General features: G+C 47.5%; 26 protein-coding genes. 7 read left to right on the plus strand and 19 right to left on the minus strand.

All coding sequences use genetic code 11. The annotated features are described in order from the left end of the window. Positions 1 to 50: 50 nt before the first annotated feature. On the minus strand, positions 51 to 1,568 hold the full coding sequence (locus K2Y22_06065) for a tetratricopeptide repeat protein (protein ID MBX9878007.1): 1,518 nt from the start codon (positions 1,566 to 1,568) through the stop codon (positions 51 to 53). A gap of 201 nt (positions 1,569 to 1,769) precedes the next feature. On the opposite strand from K2Y22_06065, the gene K2Y22_06070 reads away from it, so the two are divergent. From K2Y22_06070 to K2Y22_06080, 3 genes are all read left to right on the plus strand, one after another. Then, positions 1,770 to 2,291, plus strand: coding sequence for a hypothetical protein (locus K2Y22_06070; protein ID MBX9878008.1), 522 nt, complete (start codon positions 1,770 to 1,772; stop codon positions 2,289 to 2,291). Continuing rightward, positions 2,278 to 2,703, plus strand: coding sequence for a methylmalonyl-CoA epimerase (mce, locus tag K2Y22_06075; GenBank protein MBX9878009.1), 426 nt, complete (start codon positions 2,278 to 2,280; stop codon positions 2,701 to 2,703). Before K2Y22_06070 ends, mce begins: the two co-directional genes overlap by 14 nt. Positions 2,704 to 2,823: 120 nt before the next feature. Next, a complete protein-coding gene (locus K2Y22_06080) occupies positions 2,824 to 3,906 on the plus strand; it encodes a class I fructose-bisphosphate aldolase (protein ID MBX9878010.1) in 1,083 nt (360 codons plus the stop codon). An 85-nt stretch (positions 3,907 to 3,991) separates the two neighbouring features. Here K2Y22_06080 and K2Y22_06085 read toward each other — a convergent pair whose 3' ends face one another. Beyond that, positions 3,992 to 4,171 carry a hypothetical protein gene (locus K2Y22_06085; GenBank protein MBX9878011.1) on the minus strand — a complete coding sequence of 60 codons (180 nt, stop codon included), beginning with the start codon at positions 4,169 to 4,171 and terminating at the stop codon, positions 3,992 to 3,994. A 547-nt stretch (positions 4,172 to 4,718) separates the two neighbouring features. On the opposite strand from K2Y22_06085, the gene K2Y22_06090 reads away from it, so the two are divergent. Next, a complete protein-coding gene (locus K2Y22_06090; GenBank protein MBX9878012.1) occupies positions 4,719 to 5,093 on the plus strand; it encodes an NUDIX domain-containing protein in 375 nt (124 codons plus the stop codon). Here K2Y22_06090 and lysC read toward each other — a convergent pair. Beyond that, positions 5,083 to 6,468, minus strand: a complete 1,386-nt coding sequence (lysC, locus tag K2Y22_06095; GenBank protein ID MBX9878013.1) for a lysine-sensitive aspartokinase 3 — start codon at positions 6,466 to 6,468, stop codon at positions 5,083 to 5,085. The genes K2Y22_06090 and lysC overlap by 11 nt on opposite strands. Positions 6,469 to 6,590: 122 nt before the next feature. On the opposite strand from lysC, the gene K2Y22_06100 reads away from it, so the two are divergent. Next, the gene (locus K2Y22_06100) at positions 6,591 to 6,830 is read left to right on the plus strand and encodes a type II toxin-antitoxin system Phd/YefM family antitoxin (protein MBX9878014.1); all 240 of its coding nucleotides are present in this window, start codon (positions 6,591 to 6,593) and stop codon (positions 6,828 to 6,830) included. Next, positions 6,827 to 7,213, plus strand: coding sequence for a type II toxin-antitoxin system VapC family toxin (locus tag K2Y22_06105; protein ID MBX9878015.1), 387 nt, complete (start codon positions 6,827 to 6,829; stop codon positions 7,211 to 7,213). The genes K2Y22_06100 and K2Y22_06105 overlap by 4 nt, the downstream gene beginning before the upstream one ends. A 155-nt stretch (positions 7,214 to 7,368) precedes the next feature. Here the strand turns inward: K2Y22_06105 and K2Y22_06110 are convergent, their stop codons facing one another. From K2Y22_06110 to K2Y22_06180, 15 genes are all read right to left on the minus strand, one after another. Continuing rightward, positions 7,369 to 8,886 (minus strand): NAD(P)/FAD-dependent oxidoreductase, encoded by a 1,518-nt coding sequence (locus K2Y22_06110; GenBank protein ID MBX9878016.1) that lies wholly within the window; start codon positions 8,884 to 8,886, stop codon positions 7,369 to 7,371. Positions 8,887 to 9,002: 116 nt separating this feature from the next. After that, positions 9,003 to 9,614 carry a hypothetical protein gene (locus K2Y22_06115; GenBank protein MBX9878017.1) on the minus strand — a complete coding sequence of 204 codons (612 nt, stop codon included), beginning with the start codon at positions 9,612 to 9,614 and terminating at the stop codon, positions 9,003 to 9,005. 88 nt (positions 9,615 to 9,702) lie between these two features. After that, entirely contained in the window at positions 9,703 to 10,119 is a 417-nt protein-coding gene (locus K2Y22_06120) for a hypothetical protein (protein MBX9878018.1), read from the minus strand. 24 nt (positions 10,120 to 10,143) lie between these two features. Beyond that, complete coding sequence (locus K2Y22_06125; GenBank protein MBX9878019.1) at positions 10,144 to 10,929, minus strand: GNAT family N-acetyltransferase; 786 nt, start codon at positions 10,927 to 10,929, stop codon at positions 10,144 to 10,146. Further along, complete coding sequence (locus K2Y22_06130; protein ID MBX9878020.1) at positions 10,926 to 11,339, minus strand: hypothetical protein; 414 nt, start codon at positions 11,337 to 11,339, stop codon at positions 10,926 to 10,928. Before K2Y22_06130 ends, K2Y22_06125 begins: the two co-directional genes overlap by 4 nt. A 10-nt stretch (positions 11,340 to 11,349) precedes the next feature. After that, complete coding sequence (locus tag K2Y22_06135) at positions 11,350 to 12,117, minus strand: hypothetical protein (GenBank protein MBX9878021.1); 768 nt, start codon at positions 12,115 to 12,117, stop codon at positions 11,350 to 11,352. Then, on the minus strand, positions 12,114 to 12,446 hold the full coding sequence (locus tag K2Y22_06140) for a hypothetical protein (protein ID MBX9878022.1): 333 nt from the start codon (positions 12,444 to 12,446) through the stop codon (positions 12,114 to 12,116). Before K2Y22_06140 ends, K2Y22_06135 begins: the two co-directional genes overlap by 4 nt. Next, positions 12,443 to 13,093, minus strand: coding sequence for a hypothetical protein (locus K2Y22_06145; protein MBX9878023.1), 651 nt, complete (start codon positions 13,091 to 13,093; stop codon positions 12,443 to 12,445). Before K2Y22_06145 ends, K2Y22_06140 begins: the two co-directional genes overlap by 4 nt. A gap of 360 nt (positions 13,094 to 13,453) precedes the next feature. Next, a complete protein-coding gene (locus tag K2Y22_06150) occupies positions 13,454 to 14,017 on the minus strand; it encodes a hypothetical protein (protein MBX9878024.1) in 564 nt (187 codons plus the stop codon). Between the two features lie 213 nt (positions 14,018 to 14,230). After that, a complete protein-coding gene (locus tag K2Y22_06155; GenBank protein MBX9878025.1) occupies positions 14,231 to 14,605 on the minus strand; it encodes a hypothetical protein in 375 nt (124 codons plus the stop codon). Between the two features lie 28 nt (positions 14,606 to 14,633). Continuing rightward, the gene (locus K2Y22_06160; protein MBX9878026.1) at positions 14,634 to 15,014 is read right to left on the minus strand and encodes a hypothetical protein; all 381 of its coding nucleotides are present in this window, start codon (positions 15,012 to 15,014) and stop codon (positions 14,634 to 14,636) included. Between the two features lie 19 nt (positions 15,015 to 15,033). After that, entirely contained in the window at positions 15,034 to 15,705 is a 672-nt protein-coding gene (locus tag K2Y22_06165; protein ID MBX9878027.1) for a hypothetical protein, read from the minus strand. A gap of 87 nt (positions 15,706 to 15,792) precedes the next feature. After that, positions 15,793 to 16,821 (minus strand): hypothetical protein, encoded by a 1,029-nt coding sequence (locus tag K2Y22_06170; protein ID MBX9878028.1) that lies wholly within the window; start codon positions 16,819 to 16,821, stop codon positions 15,793 to 15,795. Positions 16,822 to 17,200: 379 nt separating this feature from the next. Further along, a complete protein-coding gene (locus tag K2Y22_06175) occupies positions 17,201 to 18,346 on the minus strand; it encodes an acyl-CoA dehydrogenase family protein (protein MBX9878029.1) in 1,146 nt (381 codons plus the stop codon). 149 nt (positions 18,347 to 18,495) lie between these two features. After that, positions 18,496 to 19,704 carry an ATP-binding protein gene (locus tag K2Y22_06180; protein MBX9878030.1) on the minus strand — a complete coding sequence of 403 codons (1,209 nt, stop codon included), beginning with the start codon at positions 19,702 to 19,704 and terminating at the stop codon, positions 18,496 to 18,498. A 180-nt stretch (positions 19,705 to 19,884) separates the two neighbouring features. Here K2Y22_06180 and K2Y22_06185 point away from each other — a divergent pair, with 180 nt between their 5' ends. Continuing rightward, positions 19,885 to 20,184 (plus strand): hypothetical protein, encoded by a 300-nt coding sequence (locus K2Y22_06185; GenBank protein ID MBX9878031.1) that lies wholly within the window; start codon positions 19,885 to 19,887, stop codon positions 20,182 to 20,184. Between the two features lie 110 nt (positions 20,185 to 20,294). Here K2Y22_06185 and K2Y22_06190 read toward each other — a convergent pair whose 3' ends face one another. Continuing rightward, a complete protein-coding gene (locus K2Y22_06190) occupies positions 20,295 to 20,561 on the minus strand; it encodes a hypothetical protein (GenBank protein ID MBX9878032.1) in 267 nt (88 codons plus the stop codon). Between the last annotated feature and the right edge of the window lie 38 nt (positions 20,562 to 20,599).

Raw genomic sequence — 20,599 nt, forward strand, 5'->3', positions numbered from 1 at the left:
AGAAAGGGCGGTCATAAGACCGCCCTTTCTTTGTTCGTAACTCTACTGACTTACTGAGTACCAGCATCCTTCTTAGCCGCTGTCGCTTTCTTGTTGCTACCTGTGAGGAAGCTCAAGCGTTGACGTGCGTCTTCTGCGTATTCAGCATTCGAAGATACCTTCAAAGCCTGGCTGAACTGCTGAGCTGCATCATCTAGACGGTGCTTACGCTCCATGATGAGTCCCATGCGGTAGTAGGCTTCGCCAAGACGATAGTCATTTTTGACTGCGTCTTTGTAAGCGTCAACTGCTTTGTCGTATACCTTTTGGATTTCGTAGGCTGTGCCCAAGTTGTAGTAGGCAGTAGCCAAATGCGGATCGAGTGATACCGCTGTTAACCAATTCTTGATTGCGCCTGGAAGATCACGCTCAGCACGCAGTGCAGCGCCGATACCGTTGTATGTGATCGCATCTTTCGGGTTAATCGCCAACGCTTTGCGAAACTCGGAAAGAGCTTGCGCATAGTTGTGCTGTTGATTGTGAATCAATCCCAAGTTGCTGTGCGCTTCAGACAAATTCGGATCAGCTTGCAAGGCAGCCTGGTATTCAGCAACCGCTTCGGTCAACTTACCGGTGAGGTGCAATTGAACAGCTGCGTTATAGCGCTTAACTGCTTCAGCTCTAGCGGCTTTACTTTCTGTCGGAGTAGAAGTTGATTCAGCAGAAGCTGTTGTTGTTTCGCTTGTAGCTGGAGCAGCTCCCATTTCAGGCTTCAACGGAGCAGAATTATCTGCTGGAACTTCATTTGTTGTTGCCGGAGTTGCTGGAGCGTTATCGAGACCACGCAGACCTGGCTCAGAGGAAGCAACCGGTTGTGCATTGGTTGCTGGAGCTTCCCAACCAGCTGTTGGAGCTGGAGTTGGAGCTGGAGTTGGAGCTGGAGTTGCTGCCGGTGTTGGTACCGGCTCTGATACCACTGGCATTTCAGCCGGTTTGGCTGCTTCGGCTGATGCAGGTGCTGCAGCGGTTTCAGCAGCTGGAGTTGCTGCCGGCTCAGTTGTTGCCGGCGTTGTTTCAGCAGGCTTTGTTTCCGTTGTTGGAGCAGCAGCAATTGTTTCTGTTGTTTCAGCAGCAGAAACTTCTTTGCCGTTGGCACCGAAATTGATGGTGATTGAACCTTCTTCAACTTTGACGACACGCGGCTTCACTGTCAAAGCTTCCGGCAAATCGATTACGACACGAGCTGTCGGTTTGGCAGACTTAGTGAGGTCGCCGTAGCGAACCGACTTGACGTAAGGAATTGCTTGATGCAATTGTCCGCCGAGTTCTTCAACAGCAGGAAGAGAATTTTTGTCGAGAGTAGCGTCGACAAAGTCCATGACGATACGGTGGTTTGGTCCCGGAAGATCAAGAAGCTTCGGGACTGTCGGGAATGCACCTGGAGCAAACTCCACAACTAGTTGTTGCGCGTTGTCGACCGATATCTTTTTGATTGGCAAAATGGCGCCTTGGGCAAAGACGGCTTGTGACGCCATCACTCCGGCGATCCCGGCTATCCCAAGATACCCCATCAGATTTTTGCGACTCATGCTCTAAAACTCCCCTCATTTCCACAGAATTTTTCGCCAGTGACTGAGCCTTCTCAGGCTTTCTCACCGTGCAATAGTTTACTTTACTTCTGATAACATTGCACTGAATATTTGGGTTAATTTGAAAGAAAGCTTGATTCAAATTAAGCATTCAAAGCTATTATGAGCTTAGATCAATCTTTCAACTGGAAGGCCCGCGTCATGTCAAAACACAACGCCCAATTTATTGCCCTGACGCTTGTGTTAGCGAGCTTTATCCCGGCAATTGCCGCTGATGCTCCAGCAAGCGGTCAAGCACAACCGGCAAGCAAAAAGCATCTTGGCTTCCCATTCAAAAAGCAAATTGCCGCCCGCTTCTTTGCTCAACAGCCAAGCGATCCGTCACAACTTTCATATCCTCCGGCACCACCGGCACCTTCGGGTCAATTAATTGCGCCACCCGGAGAAAGTCCCTACTATCCAGTTCGCAAAGACGGGCAACCTTACGTCAACAATTTGGACACCCACACCAACCAAACCGCGACACAAAATCGTTTCAAATATGACCAAGCATGGGACGGACTAGTTAGATCCGATTTTGACTCCTATTCAATCATTGGACGAGCCGAGCGCTCTATGGCGACCTGGCCCGAGAAAAACGAATTTAGCGTCTATCGCGTCGGCACACGTATCAACAAAATGTTCGAGCGCTGGATGGGCTTCGATCCCTATGAGTTCCGCTGAGTCAGGCAAACGGCTTGATCACATAGCGATAGCCGTCAATAACCTTGAGGAAGCACTTAAGTTCTGGCAAGAGCAATATGGACTTGCCAACTTAGGCGTGGAAGTCGTCGAAGAACAAGGCGTCAGAGTCGCCAAGCTCGATGTTGGCAACACGCACATCGAACTTCTTGAACCGTTGTCCCCGGATACTCCCGTCGGAAAATTCCTGGCTCAAAAAGGTCCCGGACTTCATCACATCTGTATTGGCGTCGACGATATCAAGTCCGACCTTGCCAATTTGTCCAGCCAAGGCACCAAGCTAATTGACAGCCAGCCAAGAATAGGAGCCGGTGGGGCAAAGATTGCCTTTGTTCACCCAAAAGCAACCGGCGGCGTGCTTCTTGAATTGTCCCAGCCGCAAAATACTGATTAGTTTCACCTCAATTTCAGGCTAAATAGCCTCTGCGCTTGCTAGCATTTACTGGTGATGGCGCATTAGCGCAAACCCAAGGCACATTGCGGTGCGCCATACCAGCGCAATGAGGAAGGCAAAATGGCAGTTATGACAAAAACAAACAACGCCAAGATTGACGTTGAAAAAATTCTAGGTTCAACAAAATCAGCTTATCTGATGGACCACAAATGCAAAACCATCTCCAAAGATCTCTTGCATTTGCCGGGCCCTGATTTTACCGATCGTGTATTTGTAAACACCGATCGCTCACCGCAAGTTTTGCGCAGCATCCAGGCTTTGTTCAACCATGGTCGTTTGGCCGGTTCCGGCTATCTATCTATTCTGCCGGTTGACCAAGGAATTGAGCACTCAGGTGGAGCATCTTTTGCCAAAAACCCAATATACTTTGACGGTGAAAACATCGTGAAGCTTGCTATCGAAGGCGGCTGCAACGCTGTTGCTTCAACTTACGGTGTTCTTGGGTCAGTTGCTCGCAAATACGCGCACAAAATTCCATTCATCGTAAAAATCAATCACAACGAATTCCTCTCCTACCCCAACAAATTCGACCAAATCATGTTCGGCAATGTGCGTGAAGCATGGGAAATGGGAGCCGTCGCGGTAGGCGCAACCATCTACTTCGGTTCAGAAGAATCAACAAGACAGATTCAAGAAGTGGCTCGCGCCTTCCGTGAAGCACACGAACTCGGCATGGCTACAATTCTCTGGTGCTACTTGCGTAACTCCGCTTTCAAAGTCGGCGATACCGACTACCATGTCTCGGCTGACTTAACCGGTCAAGCCAACCACTTGGGCGTCACCATCGAAGCCGACATCATCAAGCAGAAGTTGCCGGAAAACAATGGCGGCTACAACGCCTTGAAATTCGGTAAGACCGATTCACGCGTCTACTCCGAATTGACCACCGACCACCCAATCGATTTGACTCGCTATCAGGTAGCTAACTGCTACATGGGACGCGCAGGGCTGATCAACTCCGGTGGCGCCTCCGGTCAAAACGACTTGGAAGATGCAGTTGCCACGGCAATCATCAACAAGCGCGCCGGCGGAACAGGACTCATCTCCGGTCGCAAAGCCTTCCAAAAACCAATGAAGGATGGCATTCAGTTGCTCAACGCGATTCAGGATGTCTATTTGTCCGACGATATAACGATTGCCTAGGGGCGCATTGCATGCGCCCACTGTCCGTGGGAAACAAAAAAGGGCGCCCAATGGGCGCCCTTTTTTTAATGCCTAGTAAAACGGCTTAGCTGTTGACTGCTTTGTTGGGCTTCCAGGTAATCTGGCAAGCTCCAGCGCAGCAATTGCTTTCCGGGTTGGTTTCCTGATTGGACTGGCCGACTTGTTGTGCGTTGTTCAAGCTGTTCGCTTGCTCATCGCGCCCTGAGAAATCCGAAGGATCTGCAACGTAAATCGGGGGATTCATAGCCATGGTCTCCTTGGTCTAGTTCAATATTCGGTTTGTCCGCTCTGATTCTATTGACTACCGAATTGGGTAATTGTTCCATCCACCACTAAAAGACATTTATTACGGTCCAAAATCGCTGAGACATATTAACAGCGGTCGATCGTTTATGCAAAAGTGATCGAGCGCTTATCCGTCACTGGTTGTTAACAGATCACTTGATCTCAAAACGACACCCTGCGAGGCTTTGCGCGATTTTCCGCAAATTTCGATTCTCTTTAGGATGATTAAAAATCCACGAACTTTTTCGTACCATCTGTGGTGGCACATTTGAAGCCTGCACGCGTTTTTACGCCACTGGTGAAGGTCTTGCAGCTTTTTCTTTTACGGCTATGATGTATACAGTTCCTGAGTTATCCGTCATTTATAAAACTTGATATCATCCAGTTTACAATCATTAGTTATGAACACCTGCCCGCTTTGCGCTAGCCCGCTTAAGTCCGTCCACATTGGCGGACGCGATCGCATTGGCTGCAGCAAGTGCGAATTCGTATATTGGAATAATCCGTTGCCGGTTACCGCAACACTAATCCCACACGATGATGGACTTGTATTAGTAAAACGCAAGTTTGAGCCATTTGTTGGTTGGTGGTGTTTGCCTGGTGGCTTCATGGAGTCTGCCGAACATCCAGAAGAATCCGCCATTCGCGAAGTCTATGAAGAGACAGGTCTAACCGTTGAAATAGACCGACTTCTTGGAGCCTATTCTCCTGGTCGTGGCATCAACGTACTTATTTTGTTCTACCTAGCAAAACAAAATAGCGGCATTCTTCAAGCAGGCGATGACGCTGAAGAAGTGAAGACCTTCCAGCTAAAAGATTTGCCTGAACAAATTGCATTTGATCTACACAGAAAAATGATCGGCGATTTCTTTAACGGCTGACAGCCTGATTTGAAATAGATTTCACAACAGCAACAGTTGATAGAAATTCAGCATGAAGCATGCGCACCGCATCGTCTGCATTTGCTCCTTCGACAACGAAGCTCAAATTGATATCGGAAGCCCCGCCAGAGATCATAACGATGTTCACGTCTTTTAATGCGGCAAAGACACGTCCGGCGATGCCTGATTTTTCTCTGTATTGACGTCCGACAACAGAGACAATGGCCACGTCATGAACAACACGCACTTCACCGTACTCTGACAAGTCGCGCACTATTTCTTTAAGACTTTCTGTTTGATCAATAGTCAGAGCAACAGAAATTTCCGATGTAGCAATTGTGTCAATTGATGTTTGATATCTATCAAAAATGGCAAACACTTTTGCCAAGAAACCATAACTCATCAACATCTTAGGCGTGCTGATGAAGATAGCCGTAATGCCTTTCTTTGAAGATACCGCACGAATTATGTCGTCAGACACAACAGTATCTTTGATAAGTGTCCCTGGCTCATTAGGACGAAACGTATTGAGAATTCGCACTGGAATTTTCTTTTCCACGGCAGGCTTGATCGTCAGCGGATGCAAAACCTTCGCCCCGAAATACGCAAGCTCAGAAGCTTCTTGGAACGAGACTTCCGATATCACACGCGCATCTTTCACCACACGCGGATCAGCCGTCATCATGCCATCCACGTCAGTCCAAATTTGTATTTCGTCAGCATCAATAGCAACGCCCATGATAGAAGCTGAGTAATCAGAGCCGCCACGACCTAATGTTGTGGAGACTCCATTTTTAGTCGAGCCAATGAAACCTTGCGTGAAGACAACCGTACCTTGTTCCAAAAGCGGCACTAGAGCTTCACGAGTCGCCGGCACCAATTCTCCCCAAACAGGGTTGGCACGCCCGAATGAATCATCAGTAACCATGAATTTGCGTGCATCGAGCCACTGGCTACGCAATCCTTGTCCATTAGCAATTCGAGCGACAATTGCTGATGAAAGAAGCTCACCCATTCCAGAGACTGCATCAAGAGAGCGCTTACTCAGTTCACCAACAGCAGCAATGCCTTTATAGGTAACGACTAGTTCAGAAAGTCTTTCCTCGACTTCGGACAGGAGATCCGCACCACCCGAAATCGCATTTATAGCTTCAACGTGCTTCGCCCGAATCAAATCAACTTGGCGAAGCGCATCATTGAAATTTCCAGCAGCCGCAGCCTCAGCTCCGGCAATCAATGCATTGGTCACACCAGACATTGCGGACAGCACAACTACGGGGCATGACTTTGTCGCCGCCTGTTTTACGAGCTGCACAACTTCCTGCATGCGCTCAGCACTGCCAACCGAGGTACCACCAAACTTCATTACAATCATGCCGTCACCTACAAGCGAGAAGCGCCCATATTGTCTCACAATGATCAATTACTTTGGCTATGCCATCAGTCTATGATGTGATACACTAGACTAAGTTAAGTAAACTAAGTTTCTTTATTTTCATGCAAATCATCAACATTCACCAAGCTAAGACTCACCTTTCTCGGCTCATTGCCCAAGCGGTCAAAGGGGAATCATTTCTGATCGCCAAATCCGGAAAACCACTCGTAAAAATTAGTCGCGTGGACGAACCTCCTGCAAAACGCCGCCTGGGTTTTCTAAAAGGCGAGATTGATGTGCCTAAAGATTTTGACCACATGGGCGCGAAGGAAATTGCACAACTGTTCAATGGTGAGTCGTGAAATTACTACTGGACACTCATTTGCTGCTCTGGGCATCAGCTACCCCCAGCAAGCTGTCATCAAACGCACGAAAACTCATTGAAGATACAAACAACGAATTGCTATTCAGCACGGCCAGCATCTGGGAAATTGTAATCAAACACGGTCTTGGACGAAAAGATTTCCGTGTTGAACCACGCGTCTTAAGACGCGGATTACTAGACAACGGCTATGATGAGCTAGCCATCACCAGCCTACACGCGGTAACGATGGACACTCTGCCGCCAATTCATAAAGATCCATTCGACCGCATAATAATTGCCCAGGCGATTGCCGAAGGCATAACACTAATCACAACTGATTCAACTATGGCAAAATATCCAGGACCTGTGCGCAAAGTTTAATTCATCCCATCCTACATGGACTAGTAGTACCTTGTCAAAAACAAGGACAAGCGTGGAAACTACGCACATGGATCAAGAATTCCAAAACAAAGCCAGAAAGAATCTCACAGTTTAAAGCTGTGAGATTCTTCGCATTGCTCAGAGAATGACGGTACTTATTTCAAGCGACGAATTATTTCCTGAGCACACATATAGCCGACTGTTCCTGCGACAGATCCGCAAGGATAAGCGCCGGCACCGCAGTAGTAGACATTTTCATGTCTGCCAAATTGGTAAAAGCGCTTCGAGGGATTAGCCGAAAATGTGCGTGCAAAGAAATTTTGCCCGTCGCAGAGTTCAATGTGGTCAATGTTGCCTTGGGGCATGAAGAAGTTGTCTCTTATGTCCTTCGGTGTAAACAAAAGACTGCCGATCAAATCCTCGCGATTGAGAATTTTTGAAAGCACAATGTCCTCTACCTGTTGTTTTACTTCAGGCAACTCGATACCGGTTTTGGCAATAGCTAGATTTTTCAAGAAGACAGCTACAACATCGTAGTCCATCTTGTCGCCCAGGCGCCGGCGTCCGGCTCCTTCGCAGTAGACCTCAAAGTAGGCATCAGAGAAGTCCTTCTTCCCGAGTTCTACTTCTTTTGATGACTCTGCAAATTCGCCTGGGCTATTCGTATTGATTATGAATCGAAATGCCGAATCGAAATCAGTGGCGCCAGTTGAACCTTTCCACTGAACAGGATTCTTGAAAAACAGCAAGACCTTGCCGCTTGTACCAAGCATCTTCTTACCGGAAACCCGCACTTCCAATTTACTGTCTTGAAGAAGTCGTGCAGCGCTCAAGGGATCAGTTGCAAAAACAACATAGTCTGTCTTTAATTTGTGCAGCTGTCCATCGAATACATAGCGAACTTCCTTACCAGACTTTGCCACCGAGCGAATTTCGACACCGCTAACGAGATTCACTCCCAACTCAGCGTTGATGTCCGCCAGAGTCTCGGTAATTTTTCCAATACCACCGCTGACAAAGCCCCACTTGCCATCAAAAATTGCGCCAGTATTCATCAGCGCAACATTGAAGGCGGAATAGGGAGAATCAAATTCGACCGGACCGCTTTCCGTGACCTCAATATAGAAAAACATCTTGGTTTTTTCGGACGTGAAATAGTAATTCAGAAGATCGCGAGCACTGCCGGATATCCAGCGATCACTCAATTCCTGACCTAGAGTGTCGACAGCAGATGTCATTGAAGGAATTGTTGCAGATTTGAAGTTAGCAATTAGGAAATTGCAAACCTTCTCCATATCCTCTATGAATCCCTCAACATCACCTTCTTCACTCCACTTCTGCTTCAGCTCTTGCTTGAGCATTTGGACATCGTCGTGAAGCAGGCAAGATTCATCTTGCCCATCAAAGTAAACAATCTCCGGATGCTCTGGGGCACCAACAACGACTCTTTGAGCAAGACCGGTTTCTTCAAAAACAAAATCCTGCATAAAGCCAAATGCTGATGCGCCGTTTGAATAGCGATACTGCTTCCCGTCGATCGAAACAACATCAGAAGTGCAAGCACCACCAATTGAAGTCTTCTTCTCCAACATTGTTACAGCAAAACCGTTGCGTTGAAGATAATTTGCAGCCACAAGTCCATTTATTCCACCACCAATTACAACTACCTTCATATCAACACCTCCTTCTACTTGATACTATGCATGTTTCTCTACTCCAAAGCAGGCAGATAGGAATTGAGATCCTCCCTGCCTACTTCGGTAATAATTGACACGCGTTAGCGCTTGGATTATTGAGCGACGTTGGCGCTGTATGCCTGGGCCTCGCCGTAATACCGATTCACCTTTATCACCCAATCGGCCTCGTTGAACCTTCTGATCAAACCGGCCTTCACTCGCACAAGCCTCGACTTGGTCGCATCATGTCTTGCATCGATTACACGAGCGCCATGCTCTCCGAACAAAGCCAGGAGCTTCTTGGACACTTCGATATCTGACATCTCTTCTTTCAGATGCAGGCTAACATCAATGCCCTTATCAAAGGGAATTGCAGCCTGATTAAGATATGCGCGCAATCCTTCACTAAGTTTGTTTTCCGCTGGTGTTTCTGGTGCTGCGGGCTTCTCTTCCGGTTGTCCCTCTTCCTGAGCTTTGAGCGTCTTTAAGCGCACAAGAATCTCTACTGGCGCCTTACACTTCTGCTCATTGAGCGTTTGTTGGATGTGCGGCAAGGCTTCTTCGGCTGATTCTTGAGTGAACACAATCATGCGAACGGATGTTTTGGTCTGCTCCAATTTAAATTCGTCCGGTTGTTCACCAAACACCAAACGTATCGCCAGTGCAGTTTCAAAAATGTCTTTCTTTGTAACTTTGGTGGATTTACCACTTGCTTTGCGTGTCATAGCTAGAACTCCTTTTTTTGGATTTACAAATCGAATAACGAAGGGGAAGCTCAATAGCTTCCCCATATCAACACAATTGGAAATATTGTTATCGCCAGTTGATCACATCGAGCCAAGCGAATGGAATACCGATGACGGTATTCACAGCAGCGCCGGCTAATGCGCTTAAACCAATTGCGCCCAGCAAACCAAAAGTGCCGGTGGCAACCATTACACCTCCTGGAATTAGCGCGGATAATCCCAGTATTACGCCAGTCAAAACGACCGCGTAGATTCCCGACACAAAAAACATGGCTGCCGCCGAGCCAAGAAACGTGTTGGGACCACCGCTGCCTGTAGACCAACCCGCTACTGTCAAAAGAGTTACTGCCGCATTGAGAAAGGCCAGCAACAAGATGAGTAATCCAGAAAAGATTACCGACTTAAACGTCAGGGTTGCTCCAAATACAAACCCCTGGACAACCAACTGCAACAGAAAGATAAAAATACATCCGAGTATAATCATACACTTTCTCTCCTAGAGTGAATTTCACAGCTGCTTTTGCATTTTCACGCAGGGCATTTCGAGGCCCGTATGCAGTGTGTAAAAAATTGGGGCAATACGCTCATAGCCGTGCTTTACATAAAAGCCTTCGGCATTTATTGCTGCATCCAGCTCAAGATATGTACAACCGGCACCTCTAGCTAGTCGTTCCATCTCTTGCAAAAGTCGAACACCGACTTTCTTTCCGGCAGCTTGCGGACTGACATATAAGCTCAAGAGATAATTTTTCTCCGGCACATATGAAGCAAATCCAATTATCCTTTTGGCAAGCTCAGCGACTACAGTCACTCGCTTATCCGGATATCGTTGAGGAAAAGTGCGAACCCATTCCCTGTAGAGAGTAATTCGTTCAGCACTTACCTTCGGCGACCAGTCCTCTAAGATTTTCGGACCGTAATATCCATAATTTGCCGCCGTTATATGTACAGCCTTCCAATGCGTCCAAACCATATCGTAAGCATCAGATTCGACTGCTTGGCGAATTTTGATGGAGGATAAAACCTCTGCCAGCAATTTCTCGTCTCGGTTTTTACACCATAGCAAATTAGCCGGCAGAGCAAGGTCTCTTTCACAAAGAGACCTTTGTACTCCATCCGGAAGGACTTCGAACTCCCGGAATCGCACGATTACTGTGTCATCAGTAAATGTTATGCGTGCGATTTTCTCGACGGTGATGCCTGTGATTTGTGACCATTTTGCAACTAGCTTTTCAGTTGCTTCCTGAAGTTGTTGCTGCCGGCGTACAAATAGATTGTATGTTCCATTGTTCATACTCCCTCCGAACCAGGCGGGCTTGCATCAGGGTACCGGCGAGGTTCATTCGTCGGGGACTGCGATGCCTGATGAAAGTGAAATGAGATTAGACTGACACCGGAGCCGCAGAAGAGTCCATTTAGAATTCCTTCTGCCAGACTGACTTTGACGTCGAATCGGGAATTGTTCATCGCGCCATTGAGAATCTTGTCAGTTGTTTCAACATCAACTTCATTTTTCTCTCGGCTTGCTTGCAGTTTTGCCTGCTCTTCGGCGGCTTGTGCAGCACTTTCAATTACCAATGAGGTTGCGTTTGTAAAAGCTTCAGCAATTGAGTTTGTCACTTTACCGGCTCTTTCTATTACTTGGGCAGCAATATCGGCAACGCGAATTGCCAGCCTTTCTTCTATGTTGTTTCCATCAGCCATTGTTGTATCCTCAATAATATTTCCTTACTTTCAGTCCTTCGTGTCGTGCAAAGACAGGACCACGCTGTCCTAGCTGCCAGTCCTGCAGCAGAAGCTTGTTGAATCGAATATCGGCTTTATGCGGATCGGTTTCGCGGTCGTCATCTACGAGTATCAATCCGTGATCCAAGTATTCCTGCAAATACTCTTTCCCGATGCTACTTCTGTAAAGATGCGCGAGCGGAGGCAAGTCCGCGTTTTCCACCGCGCGCTCCAAATAGATGCTTCTTTCAACCAAATTCATGGTGCCGGTTCGTTCGGACAACACCCTGATAAGTGTTGTCTCAAGTGCAGCAAACTTTCCTTGAGGCACACGACTGACTAGATTTGCGATAGCATCTACGAAGCACACTGCATCGATGGGAAAGCGCTTCTTTTCCACAGCGACTTTGGCGACTTCCTCGACAAGTGACCATAGCCAAAAGTCGTTGAGACATAAGTCGCTAAATATGTCGTAGCCATCGCCTCTCGTAACGAGCTTCAATTCGAATAATTCGCGCTTAACAGAAAATGCTCCGAATCGAAGTAATTCTTGTTCAGAAAATTCGTCTTTGGCAAATTCATCTGTGCGCTTACCACTGGCGGCAATTGCAATACCGGCAAAACTGCCCCAAGCCGTTGAATTGTTGATGCCGTATTTGGGCACATAGAATTTCTTTCGAGGCTCCTGATAGTTTTCCTTCAGCCGAGCCGCGACTGCGGACATCGAGTGCAAACATTGCTTTTGTGTTGGATTCATAAATCTCTCCTCTTGCGCAGCAGACGCGCCAAATCCGCGCTCTGCTTTTTGAGTAGACGTTTAGCCGATTTGATCTTGCGATTACTCTCTAGAAACTTGTCTATTGCTTTGACGACGTCTTCATCGAGAGTTTCGAGATTGTCCGGGTAAGCACTTGCAGGCTCACCCGTTTTGCACTGCCCGAGGAAAGAGTTTGCCCAACCGCACTTTTCCGCTACTCGCCATCGAGCAAATTCATGCTCTTTTGCAAGTTTGGCGATGGACGCAGTCGTGGCTTTAACTCTTTCCTCGGCGACCTCAATTTGGTCCTTGTCGGTATTCGAGGTCATCTCGTTCTGCCTAATTTGCCAAGACGGTAGATGCCCTTCACGATAGACAGAAGTCCGGCGTTTAGGGCGGCGTTGGCGTCAGCCTTTGCACGGAATTGAACAGCTTTAGCATCGAAAAAGGCGTCTTTAATGTCTCCCAATATGGTGGGCGAAAACTCCTCCCACCTTTGAAAGACTTTGCCAGCCGTTATCTTTGCTAGATCGTAATCGTCGTGTACCTTCTTCGCCCGTATGTCTAATTCTTTCGGGTCATCGTCCGGCTTAATCTCACGATAAAAGAAATTCGACGCTTGTTCGTACTTATCGATAGCTTCGTGATAAGCATTTCTTGCAGCCTCAGTGCTCGCGTCATAAAGATCTGCTTGCACTCGAAATGTTTTTACGGCTTTGTCATAAACCTTTTGTGCTTTCGCATAGGCTTTATCCCGTGCATTTAAGAGGAGCCTCACCTTTGCTACAACTTTCTCATCGCGACCGGATTCCAATGTCTTGCCACAACCCTGGCACCTATCTTCGACAATTGCGCATGAGGTACACAGAGTAATTCCACCCTCATCTGCCATGTGTTTGCATTCACTGGCGACACGGTGGATTCCTATAACGGCCATGTGCATGCACGTGCTGCACTCCAAAGTTTGTTGTTTCATGTTCCTAGGTCCTTAGTGAAATGGTGTACAGAACTTCCAGCCGAACAAAAACCGAGCCGCGAATTAATCGGCTCTTTTGGTGGTTGCTATGTCCAGCTATCTAATTTCTAGTTTCTGTTCAATATCGGAGAAGTTCTATTTCTAATGGACTTTGAATTTAGAAAGTTCAGCACACCCAAGTCAAGCAGCACGAGCCTCTCACCCCGCGCCCTACGGGGCATACAGTCACCTCTTAGCAACATCTAACTAATTCTTGCTGTGCGCTAGCTGTGCAACGCAATGAAATTTGCCCCTTGGCTACCATGCGCAAGGAGTTTTGTACTATCCACCCTAGTATTCAAAAGGCAAAAAGAGAAAGCCCTATTTAAGAGCTTTCTCTTGAAGTTCCATCAAGATTCGAAACGGCAGAGGCACCTGTTTACCAATCGGCACCCACTGCAAATCGTTGTTTAGCGCGTCTTGCAAAAACACACGCAGATTGGCTTCATTCAATTCCTTACGAAATCCGCTACCGAGACGGTCAGTTTTGGTTTTGTAGGAAATACAAATGAAGGTCTGGTCATCAATGTGAAGTTGTGCTCGGAATTTTGCAGTGATTTTAGGTGATTTCTGGATGTTGATGCGGATGAATTTCATCCCCTTTGATCCAAATTCCGCCGCCATCTTTTCCAGCAACTGATCAGCATGGGGCGTAGAGCCGCCATCTGGAGCGCAGGCTGGTTGCAAAAATGCGAGCACAATGTAGGGTTTGCTCGGGTCGAGAAATTCTTTTAGAAAATTTGTTCGATCGACCGGGATTATGAGCGAAGTATTGGTGTTCGGCTGCCCTTCCGAGCCGTCTAGTTTTTTGTGGATTGGAGCTGTGTTGTCCGCCAAGCATAGGCTGGGACTCAACCACAGAGCCATACCAACAATGGCGGACATAAATTGTTTTGGTTTGAACATACTGTGGATTTTCGACATTACGCAGTCGGGGTGGCTCCTCCACCTCGGGCGGTACTTTCGGCAATAGCACTTATAAACACACTACAGGAACAGGAGCCACCCTGTCCACAAGCTTCAGATAAAGCCCGATGACAAGCGCTGCCGTTACCGAGCTGTGGATGCAGCGCGATAACGGCGATCACTTGGGCGAGTCTATTCCAGAGTGAATGAAATTTCGCCGTCCTCGTCATCATCGACAGGATCAAGAACATCGACAGACTGAATCGAGCGACGCCCCTTTCCACCCAAAATGAACTCAATGACTTCATCGCCTTCTTCAGTCGCATCATTCATGCGCACGGCAACAACGTCATCACCGCGGAATGCTCCGTGGATGCCCGGTTTGCGAGGAGTTATCGAAAGAACTTTGAATACTGCTTCGGCACGCGTGGGATCAAATCCATCTTCATCGCGATAGCCAATCATCAGACGTTCTTTGCCTTCAATTTCCGCTCTGCGAGCGTAAACGAATGCTTCGGACTGAACAAATTCACCAACTTTCAAACCAGTTTCGTTCTCATTTTGCATATCAATTCTCCTTTCCGTAGAAGTGTGATTAGTGTGGGTGACAACGACAGTCCTTCTGCCCCGACCAGGGCAAGAAGAGCCGATATCGCGCAACAAATTCGTGACGAACGCCGTTCACCTTGCCATTTTCATCGAGTGAAAACAATCGAAACTCCGCCGTGCAAGCTTTCATGATTCCGCCATCGACCGGTAGCATGTCGGGATTCTTCGGTGCGCATAGCAAATCCAAGCGAAGTCTTGCCTCAGTTGTCTTGCTCGCTTCGTTGAACAACCTTTCTGCTCGATCAGCAACGATACTCACGTGATCCGTGCAGGCTTGTTCTTCCAAGAACTTCGTCAACTGTTCTTCACCAAGACGGTGATCTCGGCGCCGGAATGCCTCCAGCGCCTCATCTAATTGCGTATTCATTTGGGGTTCTCCTTTCCGCTCAACGAATCAGCTGAATGTATTTATTCAGCCAAAGTCTCGAGCGAAGTAATTGAATGAGGTATTCCCTGCTGCTATCTAGGCTGTCTTCAACCAATCGTGCTTCAGCCGAATCTTCCGAAGTCAGCCTGTACACGTAAAGCCGCTCGCTAGTCTGAACACACCAAGCATCGAATCTGACGACTGCCGCACGCATGCAAAAGTCATCTTCGGGTCGGACAACAACTGCAGTCTCAATGCGGTTGGCGTCGAGACTGTCGACTATGCGGCTTATGTCTTCCAATCGATAAACGATGTCGATGATTTCGTTGTGAGTGTGCAGCAAGTCTTTTGCTTTGGAGACGAGCTTGTCACCGACAATATCCTTGCCGAAGTGCGTATTCACAATCGCGCCGCTAACTAACCACACGATCAAGGCGCGCAGCAACATCTCACGCCAAGCAGCAGCCGTCATTCCAACTTCCGGATGTGCGTGCAATCCCCAAGTCGCCAGAATAACTGGAATTGAAACTATGAGCACAAAGCGCCAGACTTTGATTGCCCCGTGTTTACTGATGGATTCTCCAAATGCTTTGTCTAAGTCCTCAATTCTTTCTTTGTTAATGCGAATGTTGCTGGTAATTGCCAGCGCGCGATCTGCTTCGCTGCCATCATAGGCACCTCTAATTTCCATTTTCGTCACCTCGTAAAACTTCAACAAGCAACAGAAAGAGGCGCACACCGATGCGTGCACCTCTTTTGAATTTAGTCAAAAACCGCTTTAAGCTAGCGGTTCATCAATAGCGAGTTGTTTCAATTCAGCAAGCAATGTCTTGCGCCCTTCTTCTTCCGCCTTCGTCAGGGAGCGCTGCAAAAGATCAACCAGGTTCTGTAGATCTTTGGCCGCCGATTGGTGAGAGACAGCGTTTTTATTCTGTGTTTCTCGCTTTGCACTGCAGTTTCGAACTCGTGCCTGCAAACCAGATACATCAGACAGCAGTTCTGTCTTCTGCTTCTCAAGAAATTCCAATTCTGCATCCGCAGCCTCAGGTTCTATGATCGCGCCAAGCCTCGCTACACTTTGCTCGGCCGCTTTCAAGTCTTTCTGCTTGGAGAGCAATTGCTCTGTATAGCGATCTAAATCACGGCCTGCCTGCAGAGCTTCTCCCTCACAGCGAGAAACTGATCTTTTCTCGTCCTGAATTTGGCGACAACAAACAACTACTAGCTGCTCAATTGCGCTCACGGGTCCATTAACGCCACTGCCATACCACTCGGAGTTAAGCACTTCATCGAGAAATTTCAGTCTGTTGTTCATGGTTAACCTATTCATCGCAGAGTTGAGAGTATGCTCCCACTCAAATTCGGCATAAGCTCGCAGTAAAGGTTGATTGGGTACATTTTGCAACAACTCCGACGCAAAATCGTATCCGGGTAACTTATCTCTTCGCCAATCCGTAAATAACTTGTAGATAACTTTCCTGAGCAGGCAGGAGCTACCAGTAACCCACAGATCTTCGTCTTGATAGACTAACTCACCTTCCTTAATCACCCTAGTCGCTTCATCAGAAAGTCCTGTGTACTCAACCGAAGTATCTCCTTGACCCAAACGCTCCCTAATGAGCCCTTCAAATCCATCCGGAAGATTTTTTACGTCCAATCTCGTTGGAGCAACAGCCATGATGCCCAAGAGCAAATGAGCTGTTCCCGCCTGAGCGTGACCCAACTTACGTGCCTCGTTGGCCGCGTACTCCAAAACTGCTTGCACATCGCCGTCTAATTGCATTGTCTTGCCTGAATATCCTTTCATGGTCTTGCTCCTTTTGCTTGGGATAGACAGCGAGAAAGTCCAGCGAGCGGCAAAGCACATTCCGATAAAGATCCGGAATATCGCGCTGCCGTTCGATGGTTATTTCCCGCGTGCTGAGTCTTTTAGAAATCCAAATATATTTTTGAAGTAATAACTTCAACTTACAGATTTGATGGAAACAAACCAACAAATTAGGCTTAACTCTCTATATTCAATTTCAATTTAATTAGTAGTTCCCGCAAGCAATCATCTCTCACAGCTCGCGCGAACATGTTTCGTTTTGTCATTGTAGGGGCGCATTGCATGCGCCCTTGAATAATCTGGCGCAAAGAAACGGGCGCATGCAATGCGCCCCTACGCTTGGACTGACAAAGGAACCTTAGAATCCCAACTGTCTGGCAATAAGCAGACGTTGAATTTCAGATGTGCCTTCGCCGATTTCGCAAAGCTTGGCGTCACGCAAGAAGCGCTCTGCCGGGAAATCTTCGATGTAGCCATAACCGCCGTGGATTTGAACACAGAGGTTGCACACACGCGAAGCAATTTCAGAAGCGAATAGTTTGGCTTGTGAGCCTTCCAATGTTACGCGCTGTCCGTGGTCTTTCATCCAAGCAGCATGATACAGAAGCAATCTTGCTGCTTGTATCTGCGTGGCCATATCAGCCAAATAACCTTTAATAAACTGGAAGTTACCAATCGGCTCACCAAATGCTTCACGCTGTCTGGCATAAACCAATGCCGCATCAAGAGCAGCTTGAGCAATACCTAGTGCCAATGCGCCGATGGAAATGCGTCCGCCTTCCAATGTCGTGAGAGCTTGCTTATAGCCTTCACCTGGTGCACCAATAATATTGCCGGCAGGAATGCGGCAGTCTTCCATGGTCAAGCTGGCTGTCGGCGAACCGCGCATACCCAATTTCTTTTCCACTTTGCTGACAAAGAAACCAGGTGTTCCTTTTTCAACTATGAAAGCAGAAATGCCCTTTTTGCCGAGAGACATGTCCGTCATCGCCATAATGATGGCAACATCTGCGTGTGTGGCATTGGTGATGAATTGCTTTGTGCCGTTCAACACCCAATGATCGCCATCGAGCTTGGCAGTAGTTCTCTGCGCAGCAGCGTCTGATCCAGTGCCTGGTTCAGTCAATGCCCAACATCCGATGTATTCACCGGAAGTCAACTTCGGCAAGTACTTCTTTTTCTGCTCTTCGCTACCAAATTTGTAGATTGGGTTAGTACCCAACGACACGTGAGCGGCGTAGCTCAAACCTGTCGAGCCACATGCGCGACCAATTTCTTCAACGGCAATAGCGTAGCTTCTGTAATCAGAACCAGCTCCGCCGTACTCAGCGCCAATTGGCAATCCCAGCAAATCCAGTTTGCCTAATTTTTTGAACGCCTCAACGTTAAAACGTGCTTCGCGATCAACCGCAGCTGCTTGAGGAGCAAGTTCCTTCGTCGCAAAATCACGAATCATCTCGCGTATTGCCTGATGCTCTTCGGTCAGGAATTCGCCGTAAGGCATTACTTCTTGTGTAGTCATGGTTGGGCTCACGTTTCCGTCTCCTTCGCTATATCAGCCCTGATCATACAGCTTATTGAAAACAGTTAGCCCGCTTCCCTGCTTGTAAAACTCTCATGTTTGGGGCTGTCAGGAGTTTATTCAATCAAAATTCACAGCCCGGCCAGCAAGGCCGTTAATTCTTCCAACCCAATTGCCTCAATTCCATCGCCTATTGGATAGCGTTCACTGCCGGAATAAACTACAAACGCTCGTGTAGGTTTGAGGTCTTCGCAAGCAGAATAGAATCCCTTTTCCAGTTTGGCTGACAAACTACGTTTGATTTCGATAGCCCAGCACTCACCATCCGACAACTCGAGAACCAAATCAATCTCTGCACCAGTGAAACTTCTATAGAAGAAGGACTTGATTGACCAAGGTAAGACGGAAAGCAAATTTTCAATAACGAAGCCTTCCCAGCTAGCACCAATAACCGGATGTCCTGCTAACCTCTCCATGTTTTCTATCCCCAACAATGCGTGGACCAAGCCGCTGTCTCGCACATAGACCTTGGGAGACTTCACTAACCGCTTACGCGCATTGGCATGAAATGGTATCAAACGACGAACCAAAAGAAGATCAACCATCAGATCAAGGTACCGAGCAATCGTTTTTCCATCGACAGACAAATTTCTAGCCAGTTGCGCAGCATTCAATAGATTGCCCTGATTGTGAGACAACATTGTCCAAAATCTGCGCAAAGTCTCGGCTGGAATGCGCGGCCCTAGCTGAGGAATGTCGCGCTCCAGATAAGTGCGAATGAAATTGTCTCGCCAAATGGTGCTCGCATGATCATCTTTCGAGATAAAACTCTTGGGAAATCCACCACGCAACCATAGGGGATCCCGACTTGCATTGATCTCCAACACATCCAAAGGGAAAAGTTCTTCATAGGCAATGCGTCCGGCTAGGCTTTCGCCGGATTGTTTCAACAAATCAACAGAAACAGAACCAAGGAGGAGGAAGCGTCCTAATCCTCTTCCATCGCGGATGCCTTGATCGATAAGTCCCCGCAAAGTTTGAAAAAGCTCGGGCGCTCTCTGGACTTCATCCAAAATTACCAATTTATCCTCATGGGCAGAGAGGTATGATTCGGCATTCAGTAGCTTTGCGCGGTCTGTAGCAATTTCAAGATCTAGATAGATACTTTTGCGGTCTTTAGCAATCGTGTGGGCTAAAGTAGTCTTACCAACCTGACGAGGTCCAAGCAAAGCCACAGCAGGGAATTGCTCCAAACGATTGATAATTGTCGGTGTAAGTCGTCGAGGTATCATTATTGAAATTATGGCACACGACTCCATGATTTCAATGTTAAATTTCATCTTACACGATAGGGCGTAGTAGCTCATTTCGCACAGAAGGGAGGAGAGCCCAGCCATTGTCCACATGCAAATCACGAGCGGCGGGGGCGCCTGACAAGTCTGTGTTTCGTAGCGGCGCGCTGTATGCGCCCTCATGCATCCGCCCGGCAACCAGTCTGATGAGGTCAGTTATAATGCTTTGTGAAGGCGAAACTTGCACGTATGAGCAGCTATGACGATTACAGACTGTCTTCTGATACTTCTCCTGAGACAGAAAGACTACTTTTCCAATTGCTGGCACAAAAATCCCCAGCAGAACGGCTGCAGATGGTTTCCAAATCAACCATCATGATGCAGTCCCTATCACTTAGCGGTTTGCGTGAGCGTTATCCTGAAGATACAGACGTTCAGCTGAAAATTAGACTGGCTGAACTCCTTCATGGCAAAGACGTCGCCAGAAAAATAGCCGACAAATTGATGAATAAACAAGATCATGAATGACAGACCAATTTTCCAACGACTTCTGCCAGATTGACAAACAGCTAAAGGTAAAAAAGTGCCAAAAAGATGAAAAAGGGAGTTGGTTTACTCCCTTTATTCATCTACTTTCCCTACTCCACGCTGGTAAGCATTTCGAACGAGAACATCGTGGTGTACTCGTCAGAAAGACAGCAACAGTATTCTTCATATCCCACTACGACGCCTGCATCTGTAGCCGTAGCTGTTCGAAATTGTCTCTTGAGACTAGGTTTACAGGGATTCAATTTGTTCCAGACTGCAAAAGCTCGTTCAGCCGTTTCCTCTAGCTTTTCTTGCAAAGGATTTCGTTCGGCATTCAATTCAATCAGTCTCTTCAACTCGTCTTGTGTGATTTTCATGGTGTCTCCTCCTGTAAATTTGACATTTTGCTTTCCTC

The organism is Candidatus Obscuribacterales bacterium, from assembly GCA_019744775.1.
Taxonomy (GTDB): Bacteria; Cyanobacteriota; Vampirovibrionia; order Obscuribacterales; family Obscuribacteraceae; genus SBAT01.

Bases quoted from the DNA above. Each gene is read 5' to 3' on its own strand.
- K2Y22_06065 (MBX9878007.1), bottom strand. From the start codon at position 1,568: ATGAGTCGCAAAAATCTGATGGGGTATCTTGGGATAGCCGGGATCGCC.
- K2Y22_06070 (MBX9878008.1), top strand. From the start codon at position 1,770: ATGTCAAAACACAACGCCCAATTTATTGCCCTGACGCTTGTGTTAGCG.
- mce (MBX9878009.1), top strand. From the start codon at position 2,278: ATGAGTTCCGCTGAGTCAGGCAAACGGCTTGATCACATAGCGATAGCC.
- K2Y22_06080 (MBX9878010.1), top strand. From the start codon at position 2,824: ATGGCAGTTATGACAAAAACAAACAACGCCAAGATTGACGTTGAAAAA.
- K2Y22_06085 (MBX9878011.1), bottom strand. From the start codon at position 4,171: ATGAATCCCCCGATTTACGTTGCAGATCCTTCGGATTTCTCAGGGCGC.
- lysC (MBX9878013.1), bottom strand. From the start codon at position 6,468: ATGATTGTAATGAAGTTTGGTGGTACCTCGGTTGGCAGTGCTGAGCGC.
- K2Y22_06100 (MBX9878014.1), top strand. From the start codon at position 6,591: ATGCAAATCATCAACATTCACCAAGCTAAGACTCACCTTTCTCGGCTC.
- K2Y22_06110 (MBX9878016.1), bottom strand. From the start codon at position 8,886: ATGAAGGTAGTTGTAATTGGTGGTGGAATAAATGGACTTGTGGCTGCA.
- K2Y22_06115 (MBX9878017.1), bottom strand. From the start codon at position 9,614: ATGACACGCAAAGCAAGTGGTAAATCCACCAAAGTTACAAAGAAAGAC.
- K2Y22_06120 (MBX9878018.1), bottom strand. From the start codon at position 10,119: ATGATTATACTCGGATGTATTTTTATCTTTCTGTTGCAGTTGGTTGTC.
- K2Y22_06125 (MBX9878019.1), bottom strand. From the start codon at position 10,929: ATGAACAATGGAACATACAATCTATTTGTACGCCGGCAGCAACAACTT.
- K2Y22_06130 (MBX9878020.1), bottom strand. From the start codon at position 11,339: ATGGCTGATGGAAACAACATAGAAGAAAGGCTGGCAATTCGCGTTGCC.
- K2Y22_06135 (MBX9878021.1), bottom strand. From the start codon at position 12,117: ATGAATCCAACACAAAAGCAATGTTTGCACTCGATGTCCGCAGTCGCG.
- K2Y22_06140 (MBX9878022.1), bottom strand. From the start codon at position 12,446: ATGACCTCGAATACCGACAAGGACCAAATTGAGGTCGCCGAGGAAAGA.
- K2Y22_06145 (MBX9878023.1), bottom strand. From the start codon at position 13,093: ATGAAACAACAAACTTTGGAGTGCAGCACGTGCATGCACATGGCCGTT.
- K2Y22_06150 (MBX9878024.1), bottom strand. From the start codon at position 14,017: ATGTCCGCCATTGTTGGTATGGCTCTGTGGTTGAGTCCCAGCCTATGC.
- K2Y22_06155 (MBX9878025.1), bottom strand. From the start codon at position 14,605: ATGCAAAATGAGAACGAAACTGGTTTGAAAGTTGGTGAATTTGTTCAG.
- K2Y22_06160 (MBX9878026.1), bottom strand. From the start codon at position 15,014: ATGAATACGCAATTAGATGAGGCGCTGGAGGCATTCCGGCGCCGAGAT.
- K2Y22_06165 (MBX9878027.1), bottom strand. From the start codon at position 15,705: ATGGAAATTAGAGGTGCCTATGATGGCAGCGAAGCAGATCGCGCGCTG.
- K2Y22_06170 (MBX9878028.1), bottom strand. From the start codon at position 16,821: ATGAAAGGATATTCAGGCAAGACAATGCAATTAGACGGCGATGTGCAA.
- K2Y22_06175 (MBX9878029.1), bottom strand. From the start codon at position 18,346: ATGCCTTACGGCGAATTCCTGACCGAAGAGCATCAGGCAATACGCGAG.
- K2Y22_06180 (MBX9878030.1), bottom strand. From the start codon at position 19,704: ATGAAATTTAACATTGAAATCATGGAGTCGTGTGCCATAATTTCAATA.
- K2Y22_06190 (MBX9878032.1), bottom strand. From the start codon at position 20,561: ATGAAAATCACACAAGACGAGTTGAAGAGACTGATTGAATTGAATGCC.